At 44.7% G+C, this 12,083-nt stretch carries 12 protein-coding genes and 1 pseudogene; 9 read left to right on the top strand and 4 right to left on the bottom strand.

Annotated elements, in window-relative coordinates; all coding sequences use genetic code 11:
• The coding region (locus tag H6S82_RS05165; protein ID WP_277926387.1) for a helix-hairpin-helix domain-containing protein at positions 1–515 on the top strand (515 nt) is incomplete at its 5' end.
• A gap of 227 nt (positions 516–742) precedes the next feature.
• Positions 743–1,669: a DMT family transporter gene (locus H6S82_RS05160; RefSeq protein WP_190470082.1), complete on the top strand. Its 927-nt coding sequence runs from the start codon at positions 743–745 to the stop codon at positions 1,667–1,669.
• Between the two features lie 56 nt (positions 1,670–1,725).
• On the opposite strand, the gene H6S82_RS05155 is transcribed toward H6S82_RS05160, so the two are convergent.
• Positions 1,726–3,417, bottom strand: a complete 1,692-nt coding sequence (locus H6S82_RS05155) for a protein kinase (RefSeq protein WP_190470079.1) — start codon at positions 3,415–3,417, stop codon at positions 1,726–1,728.
• A 241-nt stretch (positions 3,418–3,658) separates the two neighbouring features.
• Here H6S82_RS05155 and H6S82_RS05150 point away from each other — a divergent pair, with 241 nt between their 5' ends.
• From H6S82_RS05150 to H6S82_RS05130, 5 genes are all read left to right on the top strand, one after another.
• On the top strand, positions 3,659–5,383 hold the full coding sequence (locus H6S82_RS05150) for an alpha/beta hydrolase (protein WP_190470076.1): 1,725 nt from the start codon (positions 3,659–3,661) through the stop codon (positions 5,381–5,383).
• Positions 5,384–5,587: 204 nt separating this feature from the next.
• Positions 5,588–6,331 (top strand): DUF1963 domain-containing protein, encoded by a 744-nt coding sequence (locus H6S82_RS05145; protein ID WP_190470168.1) that lies wholly within the window; start codon positions 5,588–5,590, stop codon positions 6,329–6,331.
• Between the two features lie 23 nt (positions 6,332–6,354).
• Positions 6,355–7,257 (top strand): tRNA pseudouridine(55) synthase TruB, encoded by a 903-nt coding sequence (gene truB, locus H6S82_RS05140; protein WP_190470073.1) that lies wholly within the window; start codon positions 6,355–6,357, stop codon positions 7,255–7,257.
• A 10-nt stretch (positions 7,258–7,267) separates the two neighbouring features.
• Positions 7,268–7,432 carry a hypothetical protein gene (locus tag H6S82_RS05135; RefSeq protein ID WP_190470070.1) on the top strand — a complete coding sequence of 55 codons (165 nt, stop codon included), beginning with the start codon at positions 7,268–7,270 and terminating at the stop codon, positions 7,430–7,432.
• A 204-nt stretch (positions 7,433–7,636) separates the two neighbouring features.
• Complete coding sequence (locus H6S82_RS05130; protein WP_190470067.1) at positions 7,637–8,230, top strand: rhomboid family intramembrane serine protease; 594 nt, start codon at positions 7,637–7,639, stop codon at positions 8,228–8,230.
• A 2-nt stretch (positions 8,231–8,232) separates the two neighbouring features.
• On the opposite strand, the gene H6S82_RS05125 is transcribed toward H6S82_RS05130, so the two are convergent.
• Positions 8,233–9,363 carry an AI-2E family transporter gene (locus H6S82_RS05125; protein ID WP_190470064.1) on the bottom strand — a complete coding sequence of 377 codons (1,131 nt, stop codon included), beginning with the start codon at positions 9,361–9,363 and terminating at the stop codon, positions 8,233–8,235.
• Between the two features lie 85 nt (positions 9,364–9,448).
• Positions 9,449–9,853 (bottom strand): zinc ribbon domain-containing protein, encoded by a 405-nt coding sequence (locus H6S82_RS05120; protein ID WP_191056055.1) that lies wholly within the window; start codon positions 9,851–9,853, stop codon positions 9,449–9,451.
• Positions 9,854–9,988: 135 nt separating this feature from the next.
• On the opposite strand from H6S82_RS05120, the pseudogene H6S82_RS05115 reads away from it, so the two are divergent.
• Both H6S82_RS05115 and H6S82_RS05110 read left to right on the top strand, forming a co-directional pair.
• Positions 9,989–10,729, top strand: a pseudogene (locus H6S82_RS05115) (adenylate/guanylate cyclase domain-containing protein); the annotation flags it as partial.
• Positions 10,730–10,913: 184 nt separating this feature from the next.
• Entirely contained in the window at positions 10,914–11,744 is an 831-nt protein-coding gene (locus tag H6S82_RS05110; protein ID WP_190473900.1) for a universal stress protein, read from the top strand.
• 85 nt (positions 11,745–11,829) lie between these two features.
• On the opposite strand, the gene psbM is transcribed toward H6S82_RS05110, so the two are convergent.
• On the bottom strand, positions 11,830–11,949 hold the full coding sequence (gene psbM / locus H6S82_RS05105; protein ID WP_190473924.1) for a photosystem II reaction center protein PsbM: 120 nt from the start codon (positions 11,947–11,949) through the stop codon (positions 11,830–11,832).
• Positions 11,950–12,083 lie beyond the last annotated feature (134 nt).

The following is a 12,083-nucleotide window of genomic DNA, read 5'->3' as shown; positions in this document are numbered from 1 at the left end:
CCCAACCTTGGTCTAGAGTACTATACGGATTGGGTATTCGTCACGTTGGCAGCGTCAACGCCCAAACTTTAACCCAAAAATTCACTAACGTTGAGCAATTAGTCGAAGCTTCCGCAGCTTCTATTGAATCAGTTTACGGCATCGGCCCGGAAATTGCCCAATCAGTCTTTCAGTGGTTCCGAGTTCCCGCAAATCAGACATTAATTAACAGATTAAAAGCTGCTGGTTTGCAACTGGCAAATTTAATACCAAAGGACGGGCAAGATGCCCATCCCACAAGAAAATTGTCCTTGGCAGGCAAAACTTTTGTGATTACCGGAACATTGCCCACCCTCAAGCGAGATGAAGCGAAAGAATTAATTCAAAATGCTGGTGGGAAAGTCACAGGTTCTGTCAGTGCCAAAACCGATTACTTAGTTGTGGGCGAAGTTGCCGGTTCCAAACTACAAAAAGCAGAAGAGTTAGGCATCACCCAATTGTCGGAAGCAGAACTTTTGCAAATGTTGGAAAATTAACTGTAGGGTGGGCATTGCCCACCACTTTTGGCAATGTTGAAAGATTAAACCACGAAGACGCGAAGGACGCGAAGGAAGGATAACTTATGAGTTCCCACCTCATAGAACAACCACCCATTGAATTGATGGCAGAACAGCGGGTAGTTTTATATGGTGTCAAATTTTAGATTTACGATTCCCATAAATCCAAAATCTAAAATCTAAAATCTAAAATCTAAAATCACATAATGCGACTTCATCAAAGTTCTGGTAACTGGCGTTTAGGCTTAGCCCTATCGCTTTTCACAACCTTTCTCTGGGGCGTTCTACCTGTTGCGCTTGGCGTAACGGTGCAAGCGCTTGATGCTTATACCCTCACCTGGTTTCGCTTTTTGGTGGCTTTTGGACTGCTGGGTGGGTATTTAGCTGCACGTCAGCAATTACCGCCTATAGAAAAATTGCGAAGATTACCTATACAATTGCTAGGTATTGCCGTTGTTTATTTGGCAATTAATTACTTGCTTTTCCTGCAAGGTTTGGCATACACTTCGCCATCTCACGCAGAAGTTTTGATTCAGATTGCTCCCGTTTTAATGGGTTTGGGCGGCATAGTTGTTTTCAAGGAACGTTACACCCGGCGTCAATGGATAGGTTTGGGTGTTTTGACTTTAGGATTGATTCTTTTCTTCAACGAACAATTGCGAGTTTTCATCGTTGAACCGACTAAATATCTGCTGGGCAGCGGTATGGTTGTAGTAGGGGCAATAACTTGGGCTGTTTATGCGATGGCACAAAAACAATTGCTGCAAAAATTGCCTTCTTCTCACATCATGCTGCTGATTTATGGGTGCTGTGCTTTAGTGTTTACCCCCGCCACTTCGCCACAGCAGTTGTTAACTCTCAGCCCATTGCATTGGGGAATGCTGATTTTTTGTGCTTTGAATACTGTGTTTGCTTACGGTGCTTTTGCGGAGTCTTTGGAACATTGGGAAGCATCAAAAGTAAGTGCAGTTTTGGCTTTAGCACCCCTGGTTACTTTAGTGTCGATGTGGGCTGTGTCGTTATTTTTCCCTAACTTAGTTGCACCGGAAAAGCTGACAGGTTTGGCGGTTTTTGGGGCGGTTTTGGTAGTAGCTGGATCGATCGCGATCGCACTTGGTAAAAGTCGTAAGTAAAAGGGCAAATTAGATTCGGGTCGATCCCGAATCTTCCCTTTGTATGGCATCGCATATTATGGCTTAATCAAATATCGTTCCGATTTTCGATAGTTATCAATTACAGTTTTATTATGCAAATTGAGACGTGCGATCGCCCCAACTAACGGTAAACCCGTTCCTGCCAAAGCCAGCAGCACAAATGGATTAAATAACCCATCTATAAATTCCGTTCCAAAACTCATACCTAACCCTGCTGTGAGAATAGAAATTATGGCAGCCAATTTCATCGGGAATTTTCTCTCCAGATGATTTTTGACCACAACTCCCCCCAAAGCACCCACTATTAACCCCAGAAAAAATCCACCAATCACATCAACTTCAGACCCCATTACTGGCAGAAAACCAACTATAGTTGCCAGACCGCCTATCATACCTATTATCCTTTTTAACAGATCTGTATAAGAAAACGCCGCCGCTACTCCGCCACTGCTTCCAACTCCTAACCCAAGGATTAGTATTAACCAATTAGTTATCCCATTATGTCCTATTAAAGCCGCCGCAGCCAAACCGCCAAAGCAAGCAATTACAAACAGCATACCTAGAGAAAGTAGGGGCAGTTTGAGAGTTGTCAGAGGAGCAGTTTGAACTTTAATGACTAAAGAGTGAGTTTCTGGTGAAGAATTCGTTTGCAATAAAATCTGGCGTTCGTAAACTTTATCTGCAATTAATTTGCTAGTATCAACGGTAATTTTGCAATCCGAACGATTACCATTAAAACTGGCTGGAGCGAAACTTATCCAAGGATGAGAATCTGTGAGGCGACGCGGCTCGCGACTGGAGGGTGCAACTGACCATTTACCTTGCAGAATTGTATCTAAATTCGAGTTAGTAACGGTGAGTGTTTGAGTCAATTTTTCGCCTGGGTTAGCTGCTTTAAATTCCACGGTAGATGAGCTAAAGCTCACTTGTGCTATAGCTATAGCATTAATTGGCTTGAGCGCTTTTAATGCAACTGCTGCTTTCGAGTAACGGTTTTCCGGGGATGCTTCCACCATTTTTTCCAGCCACTCGATCCACCGCAGGCTAATTCCGGAGAGTAGATGCTGAAAATTAATTTGCTTCTTGTTATCGATTAAGGTGTGAATTTCGGTTGATTTTCTGTTAGTCAACAAGCAAATCAGGGTGGCTCCCAGCCCATAAATATCCCTAGCTTCTGCTCGTTTGCGATCGCCTGACTGTTCCGGAGGCAAAAACCCAGATTTACTGGCAGCTATTTTGGTTAAGCTAAAATCTACTAAATAAACATTAAAACCATCATCAATTAAAATGTTTTCTGGCTTGATGTTATCATGAATTACTGGGGGATTCTGTTGGTGCAAATATACCAAAATTTCTAAAACCGCAACGCCTATACGCTTGATTTCATCGGGTGACAAATTGGGCGATTCAGCTAAGGATTTTGCCTGTTTATATTCCTGCACCAGACAAAACCCGTCCCCTGTCGGAAAGGAATCTAGATAACGCGGGATGCCGGGATGATTGAGGCCGCGCAGCAGTTGAATTTGTGGCTGACAAGTCTGGTAATCAAAAGTTCTAACTTCAGCTTTTCTTAACAAAAATCGCTTTAATATAACTAGCTGATTAGTGGCGCTATCCTTGCCCAAATACGTGATTTTAGTATTTTCTCGATTTCGTCCTAGCTCTCGGATTGGCTGATAGCGGTTGCGGGACGGACGCGGGCTAGAAGAATCTGGCGAGTTATTCATGGGATTTGATGTAGAGGTTGTTAGTGCTGAGTTTAAATTTTATAATTCCCATCAAAGCCTCTAGAGCGATCGCCCCCTCTACCTAAATATAGGTAAAACGATATAGACCTCGACGTTTAGCCTATTTTAAGTCACTATGGAAATAGGTTGCTATGAAGATATTGCGATCGCGCAGTCCCCAGCGCTGTGCGGTGTAGCTATTCCTTTCTTTTACCCTTCGTGACAGATCGTCCGGCTTTTTATGGCTGAAAATTCCGTCGTCAAACGCCCCAGTCTGCATCAGGTGATACATTCTACCAAAAAACCGCTCAACTGGGTGGGCATCTTATTAGGATTTTGGCTGCTTCCCACCGTTGCGGCGACTCCGAGTGCTTCCGCAGCAGAGCGAGTTTATCTTTCCTACGATATCTTGGAACGATCGATTTCGATAAATTCTCTGGAAGCTTACGCCATTCAAGGCAGAATTGAGGACGATTTAGCACCATACGTTCAGTATGCCAAACCGGAACAGCAGCAGCAGTTACGGAATCTTCTGTTGAGGCGATTGGATGTTGGCCCAGTGCCTGTTTCTCAGTTTCTTTATACGCCGCAGGCAGAAGTTTTATTGCAACGTCTCGGACAAGTAATCAAAACCGATTCGGGTCAGCCAGGATACCGTGCCATTCGCGCTTCGCTGATTTTAGCATCAGCCGATCGACGCGGTTTGACTCTGCTGAATGTGCTACGCAAATTCCCTACTCCCGGCGTCAGGATAGACTTGGCACGCGGTCTAGAAATTGCCAACGAACTCTCAACAATATTCGATCGAACAGACAGAGCGATCGCATATGTTTCCCAGAAATCTGCCGCCGCTGCTTCCTCCAATCGGGTGAATTTTTCTGCACTTCCTTCTTTAGATAGGGCCGGATCTTTAAAGTGGCGAAAAGAAACTCTTAGACTGAACGATCGCAGTCGCGGTCGCCAATTTAATGCAGATATTTACATCCCTCTTTCTCCTCAACGAACACCTTTAAATACCCCAGCTAAGCTAATTGTAATTTCTCACGGTGTCGGTTCCGATCGCCAAACTTTTGCCTATCTAGCCGAGCATTTAGCTTCCTATGGATTTGCTGTAGCCGTACCGGAACATCCCGGTAGCAATGCCCAGCAATTGCAGGATTTACTCAGCGGTAGAGCGAATGAAGTATCCGAACCGATCGAATTTATTAATCGACCCTTGGATATCAAGTTTTTGCTCGATGAATTGGAGCTTTTATCTCAAAACGATCCGGCTTTCCAAGGTCAGATAAATGTGCGAGAAGTTGGTATAATCGGCCAATCTTTTGGCGGTTATACTGCGCTGGTTCTATCAGGTGCTACCCTTAACTTTCCCAAACTGCAAAAAGATTGCGCTGCTATTAATAACTCCTGGAATACATCGCTTTTGCTCCAGTGTCGGGCGCTGCAATTAGGAACATCGCTGCATAATTTGCAGGATGACAGAATCAAAGCTGCGATCGCGATCAACCCGATAACTAGCAGCATCTTAGGGCCAACAGGTCTTAGCCAGATAAAATCTCCAGTAATGATTGTTTCCGGTAGCGCCGATACCGTTGCACCCGCTTTGTCAGAACAAATTCAACCTTTCACCTGGCTAACTACTCCAAATAAGTATCTCGTCGTCATCAAAAATGGTACCCATTTTTCCACTCTCGCACCAACAGAGTCAGACCTACCACTTCCCGAACCTGTGCTTGGCCCAGACTTGGCTTTAGCACGTCGCTATACCAATGTTTTGAGTTTGGCTTTCTTTCAATCTTATGTTTCCAATCTGTCAGAATATCAACCCTATTTGAGTGCATCTTATGTCGAATCCCTCGGTCAAGAACCTCTCCCGCTTAGTTTTGTGCGATCGCTTTCCTCCGATGAGTTAACAGCGGCGCTTCAGCGTCCTACAACACAAGCAACTGGTTCGCCTAGACGTTAGTTAATTTGCTGAGAAGTGAGGTAATTGTTTTAACGCAAAGGAACGCAAAGGTAATCGCAAAGGAACGCAGAGAAAGAACTGAATTTTTCTTTAGTCTTGTTAAGAGGAGTAAAGCTATGACCCAGGAATTAAAATCCCTGGCGGTTCGCAATACAGGTGCAATATCTAAGTAAGCTCGAATGGGAAAATATAATTCCTTTGAATATGCGATCGAATAATCTACAATTTGAAAATCTGAAAGCAAAACTCAGCAGCGTGAGGCGCTCGGCTTGGAAACCGATCGTTCGAGAAGGCGATGGCGATTTAACTGCATCAAAATTTTCCGGTAAACCCTGGTTGAGTGCAGGTGAAACCTGGCCAATTTGCCCAAATTGCCAAAAACCGATGCAGCTTTTTTTGCAACTCAATCTTGACCAACTTCCTAAAAGCCTTAAAGAAAAGTTCGGTAATGGAATTTTACAAATGTTTTATTGTACAAGCACTGAACCTTATTGTGAGGGTGATTGTGATGCTGGGGAGTCAGCCAAAATCAAACTTCTTAGGATTGTACAACCGGAGGCTAAATCAGCAAAGATAGAAATTCCGGAAATAGAAAATTTATTTCCCGCCAAGTTAATTATACGATGGGAAGAGATAGGAGACTCTCCTAGCTGGGAGGATGTAGAAAGCTTCTTTGGCATCACACCAAATGAGGAAAACCTTGACATTTTGGACAATTACTTTGGTTGGAGACCCGAACCAGGAGATAAATTAGCAGGTTGGCCCGATTGGATACAAGGCAGTTCATACCCAAATTGCCCTACTTGTAACCAAACAATGACTCAATTTATTTTCCAGCTTGATTCAGAAGATAATATTACTTATATGTGGGGCGATGCAGGAAGAGGCTATCTTGTGCAATGTCCAGAACATAAAGAAAAACTTGCTTTCTTCTGGCAGTGCCATTAATTGTAAACTTATAAAATTGAACTGTGGAAGGCTTTCTTAATTTAAACAAACCATTTGGCATCACTTCCCACGACTGCGTAGCGCGGGTGCGACGCCTTTTGCGCCTCAAGCGCGTGGGACACGGCGGCACTTTAGATCCCGCTGCTACAGGCGTTTTACCCATAGCTTTGGGTAAGGCAACTCGCCTGTTACAATATTTGCAGCCAGATAAAGCATATCAAGCAACAATTAGATTGGGATTAACTACTACTACAGATGATTTGCAGGGAGAAATTCTCACATCTCAAGCGGTAACAGGATTGAGTTTGGAGGAAGTCAAAGCAGCACTCCAGCAATTTGAAGGAAAAATTCAACAAGTACCTCCAAATTACAGTGCAATTCAAGTTCAAGGTAAACGTTTGTACGATTTAGCGCGTGCGGGAGAAACTATTGAAGTTTCAGCTAGACTTGTGGAGGTTTATAAAATAGAAATATTAGATTGGCGAAGTGGGGAATACCCAGAATTGGATGTGGCGCTCGCTTGTGGCCCAGGTACTTATATTAGATCGATCGCACGCGATTTGGGTGCAGCTTTACAAACTGGCGGAACACTTGCCGCTTTAATTCGCACTGCAAGTTGCGGTTTAAGCTTGTCCGATAGTTTGACTTTTGAAGAATTGGAAAAACAGCTACAGGAACGAAGCTTTAATCCCATTCCCCCAGCAGCAGCTTTGTCACATTTAAAACCGATCGTACTATCGACAACAGATGCAAAATATTGGTGTCAAGGTAAACGCATTCCTTTAACAGAAGTTCCAGCGGAATATTCAAAAGAGGAAGTTTTGCGGATCGATCGCGAAGACAAACGCTTTTTGGGAATTGGTCGTTTGCTTTACTCAGATCCAGATCTGTTACTGATCCCCCAAATGGTGTTCGAGGCGATCTAGGCAAATATCCATGCAACAAATGGTGCTTTTTCTGGATATTGACGGGGTAATCAATGTGCGACAGCTTTACTCGTCAGAATTTATTAGTTGCGATCGCCGATTACCTAAGCAAAGTGCTAAGTATGTAGCGATAATTCATAAAATTATATCATATCTGGTAGAATCGGTTCCATAAAAAATCTCTTTCTTATCTGCGTTTATCTGCCTACATCTGCGGTAAAAAATTAACCCCCGATCTCCACAGATAATCTTTCGTATCGCTCATATACTACCCATACCACCAGACATAATATTACACCTACATACCTAGTCCTGCGAACGTACCACTAAACTTGCTACCTTAGAAACAATAAAAATAGATACATTAGAGGCAAAAAAAATGAGCAGAGAAGACGCCAAAGCAATATTTAGTGAATTGAAAACCCAAGTCATCATCTTAGGCGGCATCGCCGCCTTTATGTGGTGCTTAGAAATTGTCGATCTCTTCTTGCTCAGAGGAGCGCTGAATATTTATGGTATAATACCCCGCACCGAAATAGGTCTGCGCGGCATTTTATTCGCCCCATTTCTGCACGGCGATTTGTTTCACCTAGCAGCTAACACCGTACCTTTCCTCACCTTGGGTTGGTTGATTATGCTGCGAGAAACCAGAGATTTTTTTACAGTTTCCGGCGTCACAATGCTTGTCAGCGGACTTGGTGTTTGGCTAACTGCCCCATCAAATTCCGTTCACATCGGTGCTAGTGGGTTAATTTTTGGTTACCTGGGATTTTTGTTGCTGCGAGGGTTCTTTGAACGCAGCTTTGTATCTATTGCGCTGTCATTAATTGTGGGCTTCTTCTACGGCGGCGCAATTTGGGGAGTTTTGCCATCCCATCCGGCGATATCGTGGCAGGGACACTTATTTGGATTTATCGGTGGTGCGATCGCAGCTCGCCTCTTGTCGAAGCCCAAGCGATCGTACAACGCCTGAAATTAACCTACTGATTGACTGGGGGACACATCCGCAGGTCGATCGTTTTCTTGTGCAGAAGAGACAATTTCTCCAGCCACAGTTTGCGCTTGAAAGAGGAAGTTAGAAGCGCGGATTTTATCAAAAGTTGCTTTGATAAAAGCAGCGATCGGTACAGCCACCAGCAGCCCCAAGGCTCCCCCAAGCTTAACTCCAATATCCAAAGAAATGAGCATCCACACCGGATTTAAACCAGTCAGTTCGCCCACAATGCGCGGCCCCAAGACATTCTCGACGATCTGATTGATTATTACCGCCAGTACTAAAAACTTGACTCCTAACCAAACCTTTTGCAGTGCCAGCAAAAAGCTCACCAAAACAATCACAACCGTACCGCCAAATGGGATCAAACTGCCCGCACCAATCCCAAATCCAAATAACTGAGCTACAGGCACACCTAAAATCAATAGATTTGCGGTTTGAGCGATCGCAATGATGATTGCCAGAGTAACTTGACCGGCAATGTAACGCTCGAAATTCTGTGGTAAATATTGTCGAATTTGACTGCCCCACTGGGCGGGCAACCAGCTTAAAATGCCATTCCAAAGACTGTCACCTTTTAAAACCAGAAAGATGACGAACACCAGCGTCAAGAAAACATTTACAATACTGCCGATCGCACTGAAGACCAAGCCGATCAGTTGACCCGTCAAAGAACGCAGCACGCTAGTTAATTTTTCGATCAACTGATTTAAGTTGGTATTGAGATCGATCGGCAACTGTTGTGCAATTGCCCAAGTTTGGAGAGCTTGCAGTTGCTGCTGACCAGACTTGAGCCACTCCGGCAACCTAATTGCCAATTCATTCGCCTGCCGTAAAATCACAGGCACCACAAACAGCACCAGGGTCGCTAAAAACAGCAGAAAAACTAGCAGTACCAATATGGCAGCCCAGCTTCGCTTTAACCCTCTCTCTTGAAGGAATCGGATTGGATAGTCTAGCAAAAAGGCAATCAGAGTAGCTGCAATTAAAGTGCTGACCAAAGGCTGTAGCTCTCTAGCTAACCTTAGCAGCAGCCAGCCATTCAGATAGATGATGGGAAAGGTTAAGCCGATAGTGAACTGACGCGGGAGTTTGTTGAGGGACTTGAGCATAGGCTTTCTGCTAACAGTTAAGATCGGACAATTCTGTCTGCTACGTAGAACTTATACATTGCCAGACATAACCGGACAACGCTGTCTACTTCCTGTTTCTACCAAGGGTGTCGGCACCTTCTTGTCCGCAGGCGTTTAGTTCAGGTTTAGCCAACCTTACTTTGTTGGGCGGCGCATTTTCCAAATTGATTGAGGCATTGGCATCCCTATCTTGGATGTGGTTGCATTCCCTGCAATGAAACACTCTATCTGATAATTTCATTACCTGAACGTGACCGCATTTTGAACAGGTTTTTGATGAGGGGAACCATCTATCAACTAATTCTACTTTTGTCCCGTAATGCGCTTGCTTATAAACTAATTGGCGACGTACTTCATAAAAGCAATTGTCGCTTATCGCACTAGCTAGTTTGTGGTTGGCCATCATGCCAGCTATATTCAAATCTTCTATGCGGATGCAATATACCCGACGACTCAAGTCTGTTGTCATTTTCTGGATGACGTCGCGGCGAATATTGCTGATTCTGGCATGAATTTTGGCTTGTTTTAGGTAGCATCCGAAATTATGTCACGGAATGTCCGGAAATGTCCAGTTTAACTCCTACTAGAAGATTACTCCTACACTTCCTACCAGCAGCAGCAGATGGTGATGAAACTCTTGGGAAAGAACACCTCGCCGGAAATTGCCGCCGCCTTTTGGCAACACCGCGATCGCTTGCTCAAATCTGGCAAATTACCCGGACAAACTCTCACCGCGACTTTGTTGTTCTCCGATATCAAAGATTTCAGCACGATCGCCGAACAAATGTCGCCCACCGTTTTGCTGGAATGGCTCAATGAATATTTCAGCGCGATCGCCCAAGAAGTGCAAGTTCATCACGGCATCATCAATAAATTTACTGGCGATGGCATCATGGCGGTGTTTGGTGTACCCATATGTCGCACCACACTAGAAGAAATAGCTCAGGACGCTTACTCAGCTGTAGCTTGCGCCCTCGCAATGGGCGATCGTCTCCAAGAACTCAACTCCCAGCTGCTTCGTCGCGGCTTACCCACAATTCAAATGCGAGTCGGTATTTTTACAGGCCCAGTCGTGGCCGGTAGTTTGGGGGGCAAAGACCGCTTAGAATACGGCATCATCGGCGATAGCGTCAATATTGCCTCCCGTTTGGAAAGTTGCTGCAAGGATCTTCAACCTTGCAACTGCCGCGTACTAATTGCCCGCGAAACTTTCGTTTACATCGACGGCAAATTTCAAGTCGAATATTGGGGGCCGATCGATTTGAAAGGCCGACGGCAAAGCGTGGAGATCTATCGCGTCGTTAGTAAGAAGGTAGAAAAACAACCACAATCGGAAAAAACTTAACAATTTGTATTATTAGAAGATGTATATGCCAGCGATAAACAACTTTTCTGTAACAGCTTGTAAAAGACTTGCTAAAGAAGCCACGCACTCGTTCTATCTTGAGAGATAGATTGAAAATGCCCGATCTCCGCTTAATCAAACACCAAAAAAATCTGATAGATTCCGATCTCAAGCAGACAAACCGATGATAGAAAAAATATTGCTAGCCGACTCCGGAACGGGTCATACTGAAGAAATGCTCAAGGCGTTGATGGAAATTCCTTCCCTCAAACCCGCCTCTGTAACCGTTTTGCACGTCGTTTCTCCCCAAGTAACCTCCGATGGCATGACCGCCAAGTGGGAAGAAGGCGGCAAAATTCTCGCCACTGCCATTCAGAGCTTGCAATTAGATCCCAATCACGTCAACGCCATGTTGCGACAAGGCGACCCCAAGAGTATAGTTTGCGAGGTTGCCGATGAAATCGACGCTGATTTGATTATTATGGGTTCTCGCGGACTCAAGCGTCTAGAGTCAATTCTGGAAAACTCCGTCAGTCAGTATGTTTTTCAGCTCTCCGCTCGCCCCATGCTGTTGGTCAAAGACGATATCTACGTCAAAAAAATCTCCAAAATCATGGTGGCAATGGATGGGTCCGAAGCCTCTAAAGAAACATTGAAGCTGGCTCTGTCTCTTTTACGGGATATCAAAGGCGGTCAGCTGATTCTAGTTCGCATCAACCCGAAAGTAGAAAGCAGCAGCCCCGAAACTAATCCCGTTCTAGCACCGGCAGTCGCAGAAGCCAAAAAAATGGGCGTTGCCTATCGCTGCATTATCGGCACTGGCAAGCCTGGTGAAGAAATTTGTCGCATTGCCGAGGAAGTCGGCACAGACCTGCTAATGCTAGGATCTCCCGATCGTCGTCCTTCGATCGCCAAAGGTCTCCCAGACTTAGACCGACTGTTGGGCACTTCTCTCTCAGACTACGTGCGAGTTTACGCCAACTGTCCCGTATTGTTGGCACGCACTGTCGGTTAAGTTTTGAGTTTTGAGTTTTGAGTTAAATAAACTTGATTCAAAACTCAAAACTCTCTTTATTGACGGATTTTTGCTCAGCGCTGCATTAATCAGCTTTTTTACCGCTTTCGCGGGTAGTGGTTTGAATGTACAGAATTAGTAAAAACACACTTGGTACAAGCACAAACAGGATGCTTGCCAGAAACCCTAAATCATTAACCTGCATAAAGCCCAGCCTTGATTTCACAGCAATTTTACATCACTAGGATACCACTAGAACGTCATACCGAATCCGCTGCTATTACCTGTTTATTCCAAGGAGGGAGCGGGGGAGTGGGGGAGTGGGGGAGATCGATAAGA

Source organism: Planktothrix sp. FACHB-1355, assembly GCF_014748295.1.
Taxonomy (GTDB): Bacteria; Cyanobacteriota; Cyanobacteriia; order Cyanobacteriales; family Aerosakkonemataceae; genus Aerosakkonema; species Aerosakkonema funiforme_A.
The sequence above is the reverse complement of the archived record's forward strand: the minus strand, read 5'-3'. Positions and strand labels throughout refer to the sequence as shown.

What these genes read in the sequence shown, in the direction of transcription:
- H6S82_RS05130 (WP_190470067.1), top strand. Translation starts at nt 7,637, where the DNA reads ATGAGCAGAGAAGACGCCAAAGCAATATTTAGTGAATTGAAAACCCAA.
- H6S82_RS05145 (WP_190470168.1), top strand. Translation starts at nt 5,588, where the DNA reads ATGCGATCGAATAATCTACAATTTGAAAATCTGAAAGCAAAACTCAGC.
- H6S82_RS05120 (WP_191056055.1), bottom strand. Translation starts at nt 9,853, where the DNA reads ATGACAACAGACTTGAGTCGTCGGGTATATTGCATCCGCATAGAAGAT.
- H6S82_RS05160 (WP_190470082.1), top strand. Translation starts at nt 743, where the DNA reads ATGCGACTTCATCAAAGTTCTGGTAACTGGCGTTTAGGCTTAGCCCTA.
- H6S82_RS05110 (WP_190473900.1), top strand. Translation starts at nt 10,914, where the DNA reads ATGATAGAAAAAATATTGCTAGCCGACTCCGGAACGGGTCATACTGAA.
- psbM (WP_190473924.1), bottom strand. Translation starts at nt 11,949, where the DNA reads ATGCAGGTTAATGATTTAGGGTTTCTGGCAAGCATCCTGTTTGTGCTT.
- H6S82_RS05155 (WP_190470079.1), bottom strand. Translation starts at nt 3,417, where the DNA reads ATGAATAACTCGCCAGATTCTTCTAGCCCGCGTCCGTCCCGCAACCGC.
- H6S82_RS05125 (WP_190470064.1), bottom strand. Translation starts at nt 9,363, where the DNA reads ATGCTCAAGTCCCTCAACAAACTCCCGCGTCAGTTCACTATCGGCTTA.
- H6S82_RS05135 (WP_190470070.1), top strand. Translation starts at nt 7,268, where the DNA reads ATGCAACAAATGGTGCTTTTTCTGGATATTGACGGGGTAATCAATGTG.
- H6S82_RS05150 (WP_190470076.1), top strand. Translation starts at nt 3,659, where the DNA reads ATGGCTGAAAATTCCGTCGTCAAACGCCCCAGTCTGCATCAGGTGATA.